Raw genomic sequence first — 16,515 nt, 5'->3', positions numbered from 1 at the left:
AGGCCGGAGGCGCGCCGGGCGATCAGTGCAGGTCCACTCGAACGACTTCCGTGTCAAGTCGAGCACTCGGCGCAGCCGGGGAGGGGGCGGCGGTGTGATGCAGATCACATTCAGAGGGGCTCGTCCCCGGGAGAGGTCAGTCGGTGGCCTGCTTGCTCGCCTGGGCGTACACCCGCTGGGTCAACTGGTTGAAGTAGGGCGTCGAGACGGCGTCGAGCCGTCCACCGCCGCTGAGGTTCCAGGTCAGGCTGGTGATCCCGGTGAGGTAGCCGGTCCTCGTGGTGGCGCTGTAGCCGATCACCCACGGGCCGCCGCTCGCGCCGGCGGTGAACGGGCACCCCGGCAGCCGCACCCCGTGTTCGAGCTGCCAGGTCGGCGCGCTGACGAACTTCTTCTCGGTGGTGCCGTTGCACGACGTCACCGTCTGGCCGGTATACGGGCGGCTGCCGTCGGGATTGGCCCCCGCGGGATAGCCGAAGACGTAGGTCGATCGTCCGAGCGGCTTGCCGGAGGCGAATTTGAAGGCGCCGGCCTTGTCCTCCAGCCGGCCCGCGTCGACGGACCGGTACTTGAGCCTTCCGTTCTCCACGTACGGCTGCCAGGAGAAGCCCCGGTGCACGGTCACGAAGGCGTAGTCGCGGTCGAAGTCGCCCTGGCCGGCGAAGTCCTCCTGCATGTAGAGCGTGTGGCCGACGAAGATGCCGGAAGGGGCGACGCCGTCGTGGTAGCCGGGGATGAAGACCCAGTTCTGCACCGGCTTGTCCTGCGACAGCGCGTACGCGCAGTGCCCGGCGGTGGCGACGAGGTTGCGGTGGGCGGAGTGCACCGCGGAGGCGGAGCACCAGTACTCCTTGTCGCCGACCTTGAAGAACACCTTGCCCACCATCGGCGGGGAGGCCACGGGCGGAGGCGCCGCGGCACGCGGGGCCCTCGCGCGGGTCTTCGCGTCTCCCGGGCCCACCTCCGCCGCGGAGGTCGTGCTCCTGGTCGAGCGCGACGGCTTCGTGCTCGGCACGTAGCTGCTCGCCTGCTTGAGCCGCTCCGGGCTCCAGTAGGCCGCCACCCGCCGCTCGTCCGCCTGAGTGGGGGCGAGGGGGAAGGCGCTGACCCCGTTCTTGTTGACGCCGGTCACGGCGGAGACCGGAGTCGTGGCCACGCGGGACGCGGCGGTCGCGGGAACGGCCGGTCCATGACTCCACAGCACGGCGACCGCACTCGCGGCGGCGACGACGCCACCGGCGGCGAGTGTGAGCTTCCTGGTCACCGTGAGCCTCTCGGGGCGGAGATATGGACTGTAAGGGGTGATTTTTCCAGATCCATACGGTTGTGGCACACCTTCTTGTCCAGCTCGTTATGAATCGAGCGGAACTGATGTGTTCTGTGGTACGCCACGTTTCGGTGAGGTCCGGAGTGGACGCTTGCCCTGGAGGTCTCCTGTGAGAACGCTGGTCACCAGCGGAAACGGGGGGATCGCATGAAACCGCTGCTTGTCCTACTGGCCGGTGCGGCACTGGCCGCCGGCCCCTCTGCCCATGCCTGGGCCCAGCCGGGGTCCTCCGGCGACGCCGGGACGGCCGTCCCGGCACGGGCGGACACCTTGCCGGCTCCACCACCGCCCGAGGTCGCCCTGCGGGCGTCCCGGCCGGCCGCCTCCGGAGTGCGGGCGGTGATCCTGACCGTCGCGGACGGCGAACAGGCGGAGCCGGCGAAGCGGTCGGCCTTCCTGAACTGCGCACCGGTGGGCGGTTCGCACCCGTCGGCGCAGAAGGCGTGCGCGTGGCTGAACAGGACGGGTCCCGACCCGAGTGCCCTGCGGGTGAACGCGACCCAGCCCTGCACGATGATCTACGCACCTGTCACGGTCACCGCCAGCGGCATATGGGACGGGAAGTACTTCCAGTTCCGGCGCACCTTCGGCAACGACTGTGAGATGCGGTCGGCCGCCGGGGTGCTGTTCGACTTCTGACACACGCAGCCAACCGCACGCGCCGTACGGGGGACGTAAAGGCCGGGGACGCGATGGCCGTGTGGTCAGGTGCCCGCTCTCGTCTGGTCCACCGGTGGGCGGCCAGCACCGCGGAGCTCGCCGAGGGACGACGTCAGCAGTGTGCGGAACGTCTCGGCGAGGTGCCGCGCGGTCGTGGCGGAGAACAGGTGGGCCGCGTAGTCCAGGAAGCCGAGGTGTTCGCCGCCGTCGACGACGAACGTGAAACAGAGGTCGGCCCACGACGGTCCCGGCCCCACGCGGAGCCGCCGGGCGGTCGCGCCCGGGAGGTCGATGCGTGACTGCTCGGGCTCGTCGACCACGATCAGAGTGCGGCACAGCCGCAGGGCGCCGGACCGCGACCTGAGGACGAACCGGACGAAGTCGTGCTGGGTCACGTTCCGGTGGACGAGAGCCTCGTGAACCTTCCGCTTGGTCTGCCTGACGAGGTCCGCGTACGACTGGCCGGGGGCGAGCCGCAGCCGGAGCGGCAGAAGCCTGGTGAGCGGGGCGATCATCTGATCACGGTCGGCGCTGCCCCGGTGAGATATCGGGGTGCCCACGATGACGTCGCGTGCTCCGCCGGTGGCGTGCAGGAGGAGGGCCGTCGTCGCGGCGAACAGAACCAGGGGCGTGGTGTTGAGCCTGCCGCAGGCGGCGCGGAGGCTCTCGACGAGAGCGGGGTCGAGCGTGAAGGTGACCCGGTCGCAGCGGGGCGGTGTTCCAGGTTCCACGGTCGGGGGGATCGTGGTCGCCGTGCCGGGGGACAGGCCGCGCAGGTTGTCGAGCCAGTAGGTCAGCGCCGCCGGGTCGCGTGGCGTCGAGCGTTGCCGGATGGCGTACGGGCCGGGCTGCATGGGGGGTGGCGCCGACCGCAGGGGGCGGTGCTCGACGCAGGCGCGGTAGTGCTCGGCGAATTCCCGCGCGAAGGTGCGCACGGCCCGGTCGTCGGCCACGATGCGGTGGAACTGGACGCACAGGATCATCGCCTCGGGCGACGTCTCCAGGAGGGCGGCGCGCATGGGGCTCGCGGCCAGGTCGATCGGCCGCCGGGCGAGTTCGTGCAGCTTCGCCTCGGCCTGCTCGGGGGAGCACGTGTGGTGGGCCATCTCGGGCACGTTCCGCGGGGGCAGGACGACCTGGAGCAGATGGCCCCCGTCCAGGACGAACCGGCTCCGCAGTGCCTCGTGACGGGCCACGATCCGGGCGACCGCCGATGCGGCGGCCTGCCGGTCGACGTGCCCGCGTAGTTCGAGAGCGAGGGACTCGAGATGGTGGGACGGCCCGTCGCCGTGCTGGTCGTCGAGCCATATCGACTCCTGTTCCAGCGTCATGGGGTAGGTCCACGACGGCGTCGTGGGCGCCTGCCCCGGGGAGCCGTCGCCGGCCCGGCCCGGACGGGTCTCACTCGCCGGCCGGGGGAGGACGCCCGGCGGCCTGCCCCTCCGGAAGCCCGTCCCGAAGTCGGCTCTCACGGAGCCCTCCCCTGATCTGCTCATGGTTTCGGTTCCCCCGTCGTCGAGTGCGGGTCCCGGAGGGGCGTCGGCGATCGAGCCGATGCCGCGGCGATCTCAGCGATGAATGCTTTCTCAAGTGGAAGCGCGGGAAAGCGGACGCGTGTGCGGTCTTTCGCGTACCGTGCCCGTCTCTATCCGGTGCGTGCGCACGAAGGGTGAGAGGTCCCGAAACATTCGGGCGGTGAACGGCGAGGCTGAGCGTGGCTTGACGAAGCAGGCGCTAATGGCTGATCGCCCAATAGCAATATCATTAACGTATTCGTGGCCCGGTGACCCGTCAAGGCCGGCCGTACCGCCCGGGATGTTACGGCGGTCCGTACGTGCTCAGACCCGTCGCCGGGTGTGCAACTGTGCGGCCGTGCACTCGCACACTTTCTCCGGATGGCGATAGTGGAACGTGCCAAACAATTATCAATTGCACCGTGTGCCAGCCGGACTGCGGTCGGTGACGTCCGATATCCGGCTGTGGCGTGATGCTGTTCACAGCCGCCTTGACGCTTTGCGCGGCTCCGGGTTAATCTCGAAATACATTTCTGTGGCTGACGTGTGCGGTGTGCATTCTGAACGGCCCCGCGCATCGTCGTCGACTCCTTTATCCGGCGCGCTTATCCAGGGAAGTCCCGCGCCGTGCCGATTGCTGACACGGCCGGGCGGGCGGTGACGCGGAGGGGCCGGAAACCGCCCGGATCGCGGGCTCGCCAAGCCGTTTCCGCCTGGCGGCGCCTGTCGGGCGGGCGCCGATCGGACGGCTCTCCAAGGCGCATGAGCAGGCGATACGTATACGTCAGCAGTCAGATGGGCGGCGGCTTCGCCGAGCGCCGCGCCGGCTCCCGGACCTCCGGTCCGTCCTCGTGAAAGCGGTGTCATGACGCGCTGTACCCCTCCACGGACGCGCTGCATCGCGTCGCAGAAGTCGCATGCGCCGCACAATCACCACTCGCATTGCGCGCGAGCCGAATTCGGATCGGTCCACAGCGAAAACGCTGATCCGGTCGGCGCCGATTCGTCCGCTAACTCATTGCCTCGGCCGCCGGGCCGTGCTTAGCATGCGTCGGTCGAGGGATGAAACCGGCCAATGAAACCATGGGGAGGTTCGTTGTGCGCTGCCGGAGGGTGCCGAGATCGCACGGTCCGTTGACGGGGTTATGTGCAGGCGTGCCGTGAGCGACTCTCCAGCGCGCGGCTCCGGCCCTCATCATCGCCCCGGGTGTCGTCCGGAGTTGTGTGCGCCGATCTGCGGGTTTTCCTGAATCGGTCCGGAGTAAATGGAATACGGTCGGTATCCGCCGGGTCACCGGACGGTGTGCGCGCCCGGCCGGTCACGTCGCACTCGTCCGTCGCCGGATAAAAGCCGGGGAGGGCTGGACTCACATGATGCATATGGGTGATGACGCATGGAAGAAAATCGTGGGAACGGTTCGGATCCGTATCATCATCGTGCCGCCGGGAGCCAGGGGAACGATTTTGCGGTCCCGCCCTCCTCCGTGGGGACGCGGGTGCTGTCGATCGGCTCGTTGCTGCCGCCGAAGTCGCCGCGTCTCGATGGCGAGAACGTCGAGCACACCCGTGTGCTGGCGGAGATACGCGTCGCCCTCCCACCGATCATCGTCCATCACCCGTCCATGCGGATCATCGACGGGATGCACCGCGTCGCGGCCGCGAAGCGGCGTGGCCAGACGACGATCCACGCCGTGCTGTTCACCGGGGACGAGCGTGAGGCGTTCGCTCTCGCGGTGCGGGCCAACACCGCACACGGCCTGCCGCTCTCGTACGCCGACAGGGCGGCCGCGGCAGTCGAGATCCTGCGTTACTTCCCGGGCCGGTCGGACCGCTGGGTAGCGGCGACCACGGGCCTGAGCGCGGCGACGGTCAAGAACATCCGTGACCGGACCATACCTCCGGGACAGGAGCCCGGGAAACGCATGGGCAGGGACGGCCGTATGCGGCCGGTGAACGGCAGCGCCGGGCGCAAGCACGTGCAGGAACTGGTGGAGAAGAACCCCGGCGCCTCGCTCCGGCAGCTCGCCCGGGCGGCCGGCGTCTCTCCCAACACCGTGCGCGAGGTGCGCAGACGCATGCTGCAGGAGAAGGACACCGCACCGGACGCGGGGAAGGGGCTAGGGCAGGAGAACCAGACCGTCCCCGGCGAGGTCGCCGCCCAGGTGACCGAGTCGTCCGTCGACGGGGTGCTGCGGCGGTTGAGCAAGGATCCGTCGCTGCGGTTCACGGAGTCGGGGCGCGGCGCCATCCGGTGGTTCTTCTCGCGCGTCCTGCGGCCCCGCGAATGGGCCGGCGTCATCGACGGCCTGCCCCCGCACGCCGCCTTCGTCCTGGCCGCCGTGGCCGACAGGTGCGCCGCCGAGTGGAGGGATCTCGCGTGCCGTCTGCGCGACGTGGGCGGGTCCGAATCCGATCGGGGGAAAGGGCCCCCGGGACGCCGATCCGGGTCGTGGCGTGGAAACGGCCGGACCCGGGCGGGTCCCGACTTCCGGTCGTCACCGGGTGTGGACGGTCCGGCGGTCTAGTGTCCGGCTTCCCCGCCTGACCGCGCATGCCGCCTATCCGGCCCGATTCCCGTGCGATCCGCACTGCACCGGACAAGCAGCCGACAACGGAAGGATGGATGTGAAGGAGACGCAAATGGCGAGCATGGGCGGAAACCTGCTGGATATCGCCGCGGCCGCCCCCTCGTACATCAGCGACGTCCTGTACCTGATCGCCTCCGGTTACGAGGACCTGGCCGACTGCGAGGCCGTCAAGCGACTCAACCAGGCGAACATCAGCTTCGTCCGGGGCGACTTCGCCGGCGCGCTCGGCCTGACCGAGGCCGTCCTGGCCGATCTGGACGCGTCACAGCCCGCCTACCCGAGCATCGTGGCGTTCAGGATGCTCCTGCAGTCCGTGGTCGGCCCCGACCCCGACCGCTGGAAGACGGGCGTCGACGGGAGGGTCCTCGCCGTCCCCGGCCCCCCCAAAGTCGTCCATCTTTGTATCGAGTCGGACCGGCTCTGGCACTCGGGCCGGCTCTTCCAGGGGCTCAGGCTGAACCAGTACGCGCTCCAGCAGTCCCGGCACGATTGCGGCCAGTGGCACCTGTACGCCCTCGTCCTCCTGGCGAAGAAGCTCACCGACCTGCATCTGCGCGGTCAGGCGCACCGGCTGGTCGGCAAGATCGAGGCATGTGTCCACGACTGCGGGCTGCTGGCCTTCGAGCCCGTGGTGGAGGCCCTGCGGTCGTCCCTGCACCTGCAGGCCGGCGAGTTCGAGAAGGCGCTGGCGTCCTCGGCGGAGACGCTGGAGGTCGCCCAGCGCCGGGGATCGATCATCGGGGTCGAGCTCGCGCTCTCGGTGGCGGCCGTGGCCCATCTCCGTCTCGGCGACCGCGACGAGGCGGCCGCGTGCCTCAAGCTGCTCCACGCCCGGACCGGGCGGCACACTCCGGCCGACACCAGGGCGCGGGCGGCCTTCGCCGAGATCGCCCTGGTGGCCGCGCAGGAGGGACCGCGCGCGGGCGCCGAGGAGATCCGGGACCGGTGGCATCTCCTCGCGACCGAGTCGGCGTGCTTCGCCGAGGACGTCACCCGGCCGGTCTGGCTGGTGGCCGTCGCGCTCCGGGCGGGGGACGCCGCGCTGGCCGAGCGGGCGCTGCGCGCGATCGAACGGCTGGCCGGCGACAACCGGGAGGTCCAGTTGCTCGCGGTCGCGGAGGAGCACGCGCGGGCCGTGTACCGGGGCGACGACCGGTCGCTCCCGCTGCTGCTGGACCTCGACGACGCCCTTCCCGCTTTCGTCGCGTCGCAGGAGCGGAAAAGCTCGCCTGCGCCGTCCGGCGCCCGCCCGGCCCGGCAGGTCGCGCCGGAGGCCGCGCCCGCCTGCCCGCCGAGGCTCACCGCCCGGGAGAGCGAGGTCGCGACTCTCGTGTCGCGCGGCATGACCAACCGGCAGGTCGCCAACGAGCTCGGGCTCTCACCGCACACCGTGAACTTCCACTTACGGCGGATCTTCCGGAAGTTCGCCGTGTCCAGCCGCACCCAGCTCTGCCGGCTCCTCGCGCAGACGGGCCCGGTGCTCGCGCCCGGGCGCCGGCGGGACGCCGAGCCGCGGTAGGACGGGCCGGACGATCACCACGCCCGGACCCACGTCATCACGGAGCGGAAGGGGCAGGATTCGAACCTGCGTGGGCTTGCACCCGACCGGGTCGCCCCGGTCCTCGTTGGGCCGCTTCGAGTACCCTTCCTTGCCCTGCGTCGCCGGGGTCGCCCCCGGTCACAGGATGTTCGTCGCTCGCACCAGGGCCCACAGGGACCGTGGCGACAGTCCGCCGTCGAAGGCGAAATACTCGGGCAGGATCGCCGACGGACCCCACTTGAGCTTGTACTCCAGCTGGCTCTTCGCCGGGTAGACACGATCGCCGTGGTCCGCGATGAGCCGGATGATCCGCGCGCTCGCACCGCTGGCCGTCGCCAGCTCGTGCTCCTCGTCCAGGCTGGTGAAGGGCGTGAAGCCGAAGTGCAGCCAGGGCGTGCCCAGGGCGCGGAAGTGTTCGACGGCGTGGAAGTTGATCGCCTCCATCACGCCGGGCGGACAGTCGGGCAGGCGCCGGCTCAGGTCGTGCAGCCAGCCCGGGCGCGAGCCGTACACGGGAGCGAAGGAGACGTACGCGACGGGCCTGCCGCCGATCGTCCCGAGGAACAGCTTGCGCAGCGGCTGCCACTCCCCGCCGATCTCGCCGATCAGGAAGGTCAGCTCCTTGGTGTGGCGGCCCTTGTCGCGCAGCCAGCGTGCGTCGATTCCGGCGACGTCCTCGGCGTATCGGGTGGCGTCCACGTCCGCGATCTCGAGGCCGGCGCGCAGCGCGCGGGAGATCTTGTTGCGCAGTTTGAGGAACCGCTTCCCGCGCAGGTTGAAATCCGCCAGCTCCACGGCGTAGGACGCGCCGACCTGATTCACGGTGAATCCCAGCTGGGCGAACAGTTCCGCGTCCGCGCGCTGGAGCTGCACGCCGATGACACGGCGGCCGCCGGCGTGGGCGTGCTCGATGAACCTGGTTTCCAGCTCCTTTCTGGTCGCGGCGTCCGTGAACGGCCCGCCGAACTGCAGCCACCGGCGTCCGTACGGCCGGTAGCACACGAAACCGTCGATCCCGGGCCAGGCGAAGTACTCGTTGCCGCGGTTGAGGGCGAGGAACGCGCTCGGGTTGTCCGCGTGCCGTTCGAGGCCGGACAGGATGTCGTCCCGGCTCTGCAACCGGGGCGAGTCGGGCGCCTTCATGCCTGCTCCCAACGATTCGGAGTTCGTCGGTCTCGACCATAGGGACCTTCTCTGACGCCGGGTCGACGCCGCGTCCCCGGTCATGTCAGGGCTGTGTCAGGGCCGGTTCCAATACTTGCGAAGCATGTCCTCGGCGGTGCGCATCGAAAACGCGCCACCGGCTGTCGAAAACGCCTGGAACGCGGATTGCGGGGTCGTGGTGGCGGCGAACATCACCGAAACCCAACGAGTGCCTTCGTTGGGCAGCTTTGTTCGAGGTAAGGACGTCGAGAGCGGCAGATGGGTGTACAGCCTTCGGCCGCGCGCGGTTCTGGACGACTCGTTCGCCAGCCTGACGCTGAAACGCAGGCTGGAATCCGGCGTGATATCCCTCGACGAGGCGCCGCCGGGCGTGATCGCCGGCCGCGTCGCGCTGGCGGAGGACGAGACCATCGAGGACGCGCTGGCCGCGGCGGCGGAGGCCACGAAGATCTGGCGGTCGGCGCCGTTGTCCACGCGCCTCGACGCCTGGACCGGGCTGATCCGGCGCGTCCTGCTGGACAGGCGCGACGAGCTCATCCACATGCTGACCCTGGAAGGCCACCCGGTGGAGCTGGCGCGCTGGGAGCTGTCCGGGATGCTGGAGCTGACCAGGGCGGAGACCGTCGAGTTCCTGCGCGGCCAGATGTGGCAGGAGTTCACCGTCGACGGCCGCCGCAACATCGTCAGGCGTCAGGCCGACGGCGTGGTGTGCGTCAGCCCGCCCGCGAACGCGCCGCTGGTCAGCGCGCTGCTCGGCGCCGTGAGCATCGCGGGGGGCAACGCCGTCGTCGTCCGCGCGCCCCGGGCGGCGCCGTTCGCCGTCTCCCACGTCCTGCGTACGATGATCGCCCCTACCCTGGAGGAGCTCGGCGCCCCGCCCGGCACGCTCAACATCGTCTGCGGCAGCCCGGGGCGCATGCTCGACACCTGGATCGCCAGCCCGCATGTCAACGACATCATGTACTTCGGCGACACCCCCACCGGGCTGAAGATCGAGCGCCGATGCGTCGAGATGGGCAAGAAGCCGATCCTCGAACTGGCCGGCAACGACGTCGTCCTGATCTGGAAGGACGCCGATCTGGACGCGGCGGCGGCCGCGCTGACGGAGAGCTTCTACGGGTCCGGGCAGCTGTGCATGGTCCCGAACCAGGCGCTGGTCCACCCGGAGGTGGCCGACGAGCTGATCAGCCGGCTGGCGGCCAGGGCGGAGGCGCTGCGGCCCGGCTATCCCGAAGAGGACGGCGTGCTGCTGTCGCCGGTGCTGCGCCACGACCGGTTCGACGAGTTCCTCGCGGAGGCGGTCGAGGCCGGGGCCACCGTCGTCACCGGCGGGCAGGGCATGCAGATCGACGGCACTCCGGACGCCTCCGGGTTCTTCCTGCAGCCGACCGTGCTCAGGATCGACGGCCTGGGGGGCGCGCGCGACCTCAAGGCCGTACGGGAGGAGACGTTCTTCCCGCTGCTGCCCGTCGTCGTGCCCGAGCCCGCGGACGACGAGATCCTGCTGGACGCCTTCATCGGGTTCGTCAACTCCAACCGGTACGGCCTGCGCAACTCGCTGTGGGCCGGGGACGAGGCCGTGATCGGCAGGTACGTGGCCGAGATCGCCGGGGGCGGCCTGCTCAAGGTCAACGACTCGCACATCGCGTTCACCGCGCCCCTGCCGTCGCACGGCGGCACCGGGCTGACGGGCGGCGCCTTCGGCGAGGCCAACTATCCCGCCCTCCGGGCCACGCACCTGCAGGGCATTTCGATCGTCACCGGCGAATCCGGGTCGGCGGACTGAGGAGGGGCGGCTCCATGCGAACGATGGACGAAGCACGCGCGGTCTGCGAGCGGCACCTGCCGGGCCTGCTGGCCAAGCTGGCGGCCGTTCCGCTGCTCGAACTGGAGAAGCCGGGCAACCCCGCGCTCGACCTGTTCAAGGCGAGCGGCGGACCGGGGCTGGTGATCCCCAAGGCGTACGAGGGGCGCGGTGTCACGCCGATGGAGGCGATCCAGGTCACCCGCGCGATCGGCGCGGCGGCCCCCTCCCTGTCGGTCGCCTCGACGATGCACCACTTCTCGGTGGCGACCATCTTCTCCCTCGCCGAGAGCCTGCGCTCCAGCGGCGTCGAGTGGGCGCTGCTGGAGGGCATCGCCACCCAGAACCTGCTGGTGTCCTCGGCGTTCGCCGAGGGCAACCCCGGCCAGGGCATCCTGTCGCCCACCGTCACCGGCGTACGCAAGGAGGACGGGGTCGTCGTCAACGGGTCCAAGCGGCCCTGCAGCATGTCGCGCTCCATGGACCTGCTCTCGGCGAGCATCGCGGTGCCCGGCGAGGACGGCGGGTCGGAGGTCATGCTGATGCTCGTCCCCAAGGAGACGCCGGGGCTGTCGGTGCATCCGTTCTGGGGGAGCGACGTGCTGGCCGGTGCGGAGAGCGACGAGGTGCGGCTGACCGACGTGTACGTCGACAACCGCCTCCTCGTCCCCACCGAGGTCGGTGCGCAGGGCGAGCTGGACGAGCTGCAGACCATCGGCTTCATGTGGTTCGAGATGCTCATCACCTCCTGCTATCTCGGCATGGTCAGCGCGCTGGCCGAGCGGGCGCTGGGGAGCGGGAAGCTCGGCGCCGACCTCACGGCCGAGCTCGGCGTGCGGCTGGAGACGGCCACGCTCCTGCTGGAGCGGATCGCCGCGCAGCTCATGGCGCGCGAGGGCGACAACGCCGCCCTGGCGAAGGCGATGGTCGCGCGGTACGGCGCGCAGGAGGCGATCCTGGACGCCGAGAAACTGGCCGTCGAGGCGCTGGGCGGGATGGCGTTCATCTCCTCGCCGGAGGTCGCCTACCTCGCCGCGGCCGCCCACTGCGTCACCTTCCACCCACCCTCGCGCTCCGGGACGCGGCGGCACCTGGCCGCGTACTTCCAGGGCGACGTCCTGCGCGTCTCGTGAGGACCGGTCGATGATCGAGAACCTTCTGACGTACGACGCGGGGATGAGCGACGAGCAGGTGTCGGCGCTGTACCGGCGCACGATGAGCTCCGGCCGTGCCCGCCTGGCCGAGGTGCTGGGCGGGCAGGTGGAGGTGGAGTCGTCGGGCGCGTGGCTCACCACCAGCGACGGCCGGCGCCTGCTCAACGCCGGCGGGTACGGCGTGCTCATCTGCGGCGCCCGCCACCCGATCGTGGTGGCCGAGGTCGAGCGGCAGCTGCACCGGCACCCCGTCGGGACGAGGATCTTCCTCGACCCGGTGGCCGCCCGCGCGGCCGAGCTCCTGACCTCCGTGACCCCGCCCGGCCTGACCCGGGTGCACTTCTCCGGCTCGGGGGCCGAGGCGGTCGAGGCCGCCATAAAGATCGCCAGGCTCAACGGGCGGCGTCACCTCGTGGCGATGACCGGCGGCTACCACGGCAAGACACTGGGCGCGCTGTCGGTGACCGCGAAAGAGGCCTTCAGGGAGCCGTTCCACCCGCTGCTGCCGGGGGTGTCGCACGTGCCGTTCGGCGACGTGCAGGCGCTCACCGCCGTCCTGCGGCGGCACCCGGGCGAGTGCTGTGTCATCGTCGAGCCCGTCCAGGGCGAGGGCGGCGTGGTGATCCCGCCGGAGGGCTACCTCGGCGACGTGCGCGCGGTGTGCTCCGAGTACGGCGCGCTGCTGGTCGCCGACGAGGTGCAGACCGGCCTCGGCCGGCTGGGCGCGTGGTGGGGCGTCGACCTGGAAGGGGTGCGCCCGGACATCCTGCTGTCCGGCAAGGCGCTCGGCGGCGGCGTCCTGCCGGTCGCCGCGACCGTCGCCACCGAGGAGACCTTCGCGGCCCTCGACCGGGATCCGGTCCTACACACCTCCACCTTCTCCGCGGCTCCGATCGCCATGGCCGCGGTGTGCGGCGCGATCCGGGCGATCCGCGAGGACGACCTGGTCGGGCGGGCCGCGCGGCTCGGTGAGCGGCTCACGCCCGAACTGCGGCGGATCATGGCGGCGGGCCTGGTCCACCAGCGGCACGAGGTGCGCGGGGTCGGCCTGCTCATCGGGATCGAGTTCGCCGATCCCGCGATGGCGATCGAACTCTTCATGGCACTGGTCGCGCACGACGTCGTGGCGAACGTGTCCCTGAGCTCCGACCACGTCGTCCGGCTCACGCCCCCCGCCACGCTGGGCGAATCGGAGATCGCCTTCCTTCTGGAACGGTTCGAGCGGGCGGTCGCGCTGGTCGCCGAGCAGAACCCCGAGTACGAGGTGCATGCGGATGCGTAGTGTCGAACTCACCCTGAACTCGCCCGTGGACGCGGACTTCGCGTTCCAGCGGATCACCGAGTTCGAGCGATATCCCGACTTCGTGGACGAGGTCCGCTCAGTCGTCGTGCGGGACAACGACGGCGAGACGCTGGTCAGCGAGTGGGACATCCTGTTCCGCAACGGCCCGCTGCGCTGGTCGGAGGCCGACTACATCCAGCGCGGCGCGCGCCGCATCGTCTTCGAGCAGACCGCCGGCGACTTCGACGTGTTCCGCGGGACGTGGCGGGTCGAGCCCGCCTCGACGGGCTGCGTGATCACCTTCGAGGCCACGTTCGACTTCGGGATCCCGAGCCTGGCCGGAGTGCTGGAGCCGATCGCCGCCAAGGTGCTCAAGGAGGCGATCGCCACCATCGTGCATCGGTTGCTGGGAGAGGCGGCCGTCGTCGGCGAGCCCGCGATCGCCATGGCCGTACGCGCCCGGCTCGAACGTCAGCGCGCGGCCGTCGAATCGGCCTAGGCTCCGGGAGGATGGCATGGACCACGCGAACCGTTTCCAGAGCCTGGTCACCTACCGGCTGCTCCGCGCGGAGTACGCCGTCGCCCTCGTCGTGTGCTCGGTGCTGTTCCTCTGGCACATCCGCGAGGTGCGATGGCTGCCGGCCGTGGCGCTGTTCGCCTACATCGACGTGATCGGCTACATCCCGGGGGCGATCGCCTTCAGGCGCGCCCGCGGCCGCCCCATCTCCAAGGTCTACTACGTGCTCTACAACACCATGCACAGCATGGTGACCCAGGCCGTGGTGGTGGGGGCGTGGGCCGCGGTCGCCGGCTTCGAGTGGGCCCTGCTCGTGGTGCCGATCCACCTGTGCGGCGACCGGGCGCTGTTCGGCAACTTCCTCAAGTCCTTCAGCGTGCCGTTCGAACCCGCGGTGATCCCGCAGTTCGCGGAGTTCGACAGGCGCGTCTTCGGGCGGGACGACGCGGAGCTCGCCGTCCCCACGCGCATCTGATCGGTGAGGAACGCGATGTCTCAGAGTCTGGAACGCCCTGTCATCATCGGCGCGGGGCCGGGCGGTCTCGCGGTCGCCTGGACGCTGAAGGCGGCGGGACTCGACCCCCTCCTGCTCGACCGGGGAGAGGTCCCCTGCTCCACCTGGTACAGCTACTACCCCTCGATGCGGATGAACTCCTGGCGGCGGCTCAGCCACCTGCCGGGCAGGAAGCTGTCGGCCGAGTACGGCCCCTGGCCCATGCGGGACGACTTCCTCGCCTACATCAAGGCGTACGTCCGGGACCTGGATCCCGACATCCGGTTCGGGACCGAGGCGCGGCGGATCGACCGCGAGGACGGCCGGTGGGTGGTGCGCACCTCCGGCGGCGACCTGACGACCACGAACGTCGTGGTCGCCACCGGCCTGCACCGCACGCCGTACGTGCCGGACTGGCCCGGCCTGGACGAGTTCGAGGGCGAATTCCTGCACGCCCGGGACTACCGGGTGCCCGAGCCCTACGTCGGCAAGGACGTCCTGGTGGTCGGGTGCGGGCCGACGGGGATCGACATCGCGGTGGCGGTGATGCGGGCCGGCGCGTCCCGGGTCCGCATGTCGATCCGGAACACCCCGGTGCTGTTCAAGCTCAGCCCGGTCACGTCGCTGCTGAGCCAGGCCATCAAACACGGGCCGCTGCCGGACTGGCTGGTCAACCGGGGCAGCCTGCTGATGCACCGGTGGCACTGGGGAGACCTCACACCGTACGGCCTGGCCCCGCCCACCGAGGGGACCTTGGCGGGCACGGCCCGGATCGGGCACGCCTACGGCGCGATCGACCGCGGCCTGATCCCGGCCGTCCGGGAGGGGTCGATCGAGATCGTCCCGGGCGTCGCCGGGTTCGACCGGAAGGCCGTGATGCTTGAGGGAGGCGCCGGCATCAAGCCGGACGTCGTCATCGCCGCGACCGGCCAGCGGCCCGGCATCGACGGCCTGGTCGGGCACCTCGGCGTGCTGGAAAGGCCCGGCGGCCGGTCGGTCGTGCACGGCGGCAGATGCGCCCCGCACGCGCCGGGACTGTACTTCCAGGGGTTCCGGCTGCCGCCGGGGCAGCTGCCCGACATGGCCTTGGACGCACACGCGATCGCCCAGGCGATCACCAGGACCCGCCGGTTCAACCCCCTCCGGGTCCTGGGGATCGCGTGGTGAGCGGGCGGCCGGACGGCCCGGCGAACGGTCTCGGACCGCACTGGGCCGGCGCGGGCTCCGCCGGCCCCCGCCCCCGCCTGCACGGCCCGCACCGTTGTGACGTCGCCATCGTCGGCGCCGGCCTGACCGGGCTGTCCACGGCGGTGGAACTGCTGGAACTCGACCCGGGCCGCCGGGTCGTCGTGATCGAGGCCGACCAGGTGGCGGCCGGTGCGAGCGGCCGGGGGACCGGGCTGCTGGGGCCGCGCGTCGGCCCGGCCCTGACGGTCGCCCGCCGCCGCTACGGCGACGACGTGGCGCGGGCCGCCTACCACTGGTCGATCTCCGCGGTCCGGCACGTCATGGACCTGGTGGAACGCCATCGGATCCCCTGCGACCTCACGCCGGGCGGTCAGCTCGTCGTCGCGTCCGGCGACACGGCCGCCGAGGAGCAGGCGCGCGAGGCCGAGGCCGCCCGCGCCCTCGGCCTGGACATCCCGCTGCTCACCCGCGAGGCGCTGCCCAAGATCGGCGCCTCCTGGACCAGCGGGCTGCGGTACGCGCCCGCCGCGACCCTGGACCCGGCCGCGCTGACCGCGCATCTGGCGCGGATCGGCGAGCAGCGCGGACTGACCGTCTTCGAGCGCAGCCCGGTCCGCGACGTGCGGCCCGGCCTGCTGATCACCGTCGTCACCGATCACGGCGAGGTCGTCGCGGACCACGTCGTCATCGCGATCAACGCCTACAGCGGTCCGGGAGCGCCGGCGGGCGTCGTGGGCGTGCGGGTGCAGGCCGGGGTCACCGAGAAGCTGCCGGACGCGGTGCTGGCCGCGCTGTCGCCGCTCACGGCCGAGCCGCTGATCGGGCACGGTGAGCTGTCGCCGTACTTCCGGCTCACCTCCGACGGGCGGCTCGTGGTGGGCGGAGGGGCGATCCGGCGCGGGCCGTACGGTTCGTCCGCGCCGCTCCCCGGGAGGCTCCGCGCGGCGGTACGGGAACTGTCCCCGCTCCTGGCCGAGGTGGAGCTCGAGTCGGTGTGGGCGGGGCCGATCGGCGTGACGCGCGACGGCCTGCCGGTCGTCGGCCGCCACCCGCACGACACGGAGTTGTACTACGCGGGCGGGTGCAACGGGCACGGGCTCGCGGCCTCGGTCTACCACGGCGCCCGGCTCGCGTCCTGGATCGCGTACGGCGACGAGGACGCTCCGCCTCGCCTGCCCTGGACCCGGGCGAAGGCCCCGTGGGTGCCGCGGGGACGTCTCGTGGACCGCGCCCTCGACCGTTACCTGGCGCATCTCACCGCAGTGTCCGACGTGTCGTGACGTC

General features: G+C 71.0%; 13 protein-coding genes and 1 tRNA gene. 10 read left to right on the top strand and 4 right to left on the bottom strand.

The features are described 5' to 3' along the window. Positions 1-136: 136 nt before the first annotated feature. Positions 137-1,264 carry a trypsin-like serine peptidase gene (locus tag ACGFIB_RS35780; protein WP_357251171.1) on the bottom strand — a complete coding sequence of 376 codons (1,128 nt, stop codon included), beginning with the start codon at positions 1,262-1,264 and terminating at the stop codon, positions 137-139. A 210-nt stretch (positions 1,265-1,474) separates the two neighbouring features. On the opposite strand from ACGFIB_RS35780, the gene ACGFIB_RS35775 reads away from it, so the two are divergent. Then, the gene (locus ACGFIB_RS35775) at positions 1,475-1,966 is read left to right on the top strand and encodes an SSI family serine proteinase inhibitor (RefSeq protein WP_357032001.1); all 492 of its coding nucleotides are present in this window, start codon (positions 1,475-1,477) and stop codon (positions 1,964-1,966) included. Positions 1,967-2,031: 65 nt separating this feature from the next. On the opposite strand, the gene ACGFIB_RS35770 is transcribed toward ACGFIB_RS35775, so the two are convergent. Then, positions 2,032-3,459: a condensation domain-containing protein gene (locus ACGFIB_RS35770; protein WP_357265508.1), complete on the bottom strand. Its 1,428-nt coding sequence runs from the start codon at positions 3,457-3,459 to the stop codon at positions 2,032-2,034. Positions 3,460-4,997: 1,538 nt separating this feature from the next. Between ACGFIB_RS35770 and ACGFIB_RS35765 the strand changes: the two genes are divergently transcribed. Together ACGFIB_RS35765 and ACGFIB_RS35760 are read left to right on the top strand one after the other, a co-directional pair. After that, a complete protein-coding gene (locus tag ACGFIB_RS35765; RefSeq protein WP_191054577.1) occupies positions 4,998-6,026 on the top strand; it encodes a ParB/RepB/Spo0J family partition protein in 1,029 nt (342 codons plus the stop codon). Positions 6,027-6,141: 115 nt separating this feature from the next. Then, complete coding sequence (locus ACGFIB_RS35760; protein WP_357265512.1) at positions 6,142-7,608, top strand: helix-turn-helix transcriptional regulator; 1,467 nt, start codon at positions 6,142-6,144, stop codon at positions 7,606-7,608. 45 nt (positions 7,609-7,653) lie between these two features. Here the strand turns inward: ACGFIB_RS35760 and ACGFIB_RS35755 are convergent. Further along, positions 7,654-7,738, bottom strand: a tRNA-Arg gene (locus ACGFIB_RS35755). A 29-nt stretch (positions 7,739-7,767) separates the two neighbouring features. Next, entirely contained in the window at positions 7,768-8,772 is a 1,005-nt protein-coding gene (locus ACGFIB_RS35750) for a bifunctional lysylphosphatidylglycerol flippase/synthetase MprF (protein ID WP_357251180.1), read from the bottom strand. Between the two features lie 283 nt (positions 8,773-9,055). Between ACGFIB_RS35750 and ACGFIB_RS35745 the strand changes: the two genes are divergently transcribed. Genes ACGFIB_RS35745 through ACGFIB_RS35715 form a run of 7 tightly spaced genes read left to right on the top strand, consistent with a single transcriptional unit; the run spans position 9,056 to position 16,511 of the window. Continuing rightward, positions 9,056-10,579: an aldehyde dehydrogenase family protein gene (locus ACGFIB_RS35745; RefSeq protein WP_317985065.1), complete on the top strand. Its 1,524-nt coding sequence runs from the start codon at positions 9,056-9,058 to the stop codon at positions 10,577-10,579. Between the two features lie 14 nt (positions 10,580-10,593). After that, positions 10,594-11,730, top strand: coding sequence for an acyl-CoA dehydrogenase family protein (locus tag ACGFIB_RS35740; protein ID WP_191054581.1), 1,137 nt, complete (start codon positions 10,594-10,596; stop codon positions 11,728-11,730). A 10-nt stretch (positions 11,731-11,740) separates the two neighbouring features. Further along, the gene (locus ACGFIB_RS35735) at positions 11,741-13,033 is read left to right on the top strand and encodes an aspartate aminotransferase family protein (RefSeq protein ID WP_357265518.1); all 1,293 of its coding nucleotides are present in this window, start codon (positions 11,741-11,743) and stop codon (positions 13,031-13,033) included. Further along, entirely contained in the window at positions 13,026-13,532 is a 507-nt protein-coding gene (locus tag ACGFIB_RS35730; protein ID WP_357251187.1) for a type II toxin-antitoxin system RatA family toxin, read from the top strand. Before ACGFIB_RS35735 ends, ACGFIB_RS35730 begins: the two co-directional genes overlap by 8 nt. 16 nt (positions 13,533-13,548) lie before the next feature. Then, positions 13,549-14,025: a hypothetical protein gene (locus tag ACGFIB_RS35725; RefSeq protein WP_191054583.1), complete on the top strand. Its 477-nt coding sequence runs from the start codon at positions 13,549-13,551 to the stop codon at positions 14,023-14,025. 15 nt (positions 14,026-14,040) lie between these two features. After that, a complete protein-coding gene (locus tag ACGFIB_RS35720) occupies positions 14,041-15,210 on the top strand; it encodes a flavin-containing monooxygenase (protein ID WP_393377862.1) in 1,170 nt (389 codons plus the stop codon). Next, the gene (locus ACGFIB_RS35715; protein ID WP_393377859.1) at positions 15,207-16,511 is read left to right on the top strand and encodes an NAD(P)/FAD-dependent oxidoreductase; all 1,305 of its coding nucleotides are present in this window, start codon (positions 15,207-15,209) and stop codon (positions 16,509-16,511) included. Before ACGFIB_RS35720 ends, ACGFIB_RS35715 begins: the two co-directional genes overlap by 4 nt. The last annotated feature ends 4 nt before the right edge of the window (positions 16,512-16,515 follow it).

Origin of the sequence: Microbispora bryophytorum (assembly GCF_043197435.1) — a bacterium.
Lineage (GTDB): Bacteria > Actinomycetota > Actinomycetes > Streptosporangiales > Streptosporangiaceae > Microbispora > Microbispora bryophytorum.
This window is presented reverse-complemented; position numbering and strand designations above follow the sequence as displayed.

Excerpts from the sequence above, each read along its gene's own strand:
- ACGFIB_RS35775 (WP_357032001.1), top strand. The coding sequence starts at position 1,475 with ATGAAACCGCTGCTTGTCCTACTGGCCGGTGCGGCACTGGCCGCCGGC.
- ACGFIB_RS35760 (WP_357265512.1), top strand. The coding sequence starts at position 6,142 with ATGGCGAGCATGGGCGGAAACCTGCTGGATATCGCCGCGGCCGCCCCC.
- ACGFIB_RS35750 (WP_357251180.1), bottom strand. The coding sequence starts at position 8,772 with ATGAAGGCGCCCGACTCGCCCCGGTTGCAGAGCCGGGACGACATCCTG.
- ACGFIB_RS35740 (WP_191054581.1), top strand. The coding sequence starts at position 10,594 with ATGCGAACGATGGACGAAGCACGCGCGGTCTGCGAGCGGCACCTGCCG.
- ACGFIB_RS35735 (WP_357265518.1), top strand. The coding sequence starts at position 11,741 with ATGATCGAGAACCTTCTGACGTACGACGCGGGGATGAGCGACGAGCAG.
- ACGFIB_RS35730 (WP_357251187.1), top strand. The coding sequence starts at position 13,026 with ATGCGTAGTGTCGAACTCACCCTGAACTCGCCCGTGGACGCGGACTTC.
- ACGFIB_RS35725 (WP_191054583.1), top strand. The coding sequence starts at position 13,549 with ATGGACCACGCGAACCGTTTCCAGAGCCTGGTCACCTACCGGCTGCTC.
- ACGFIB_RS35720 (WP_393377862.1), top strand. The coding sequence starts at position 14,041 with ATGTCTCAGAGTCTGGAACGCCCTGTCATCATCGGCGCGGGGCCGGGC.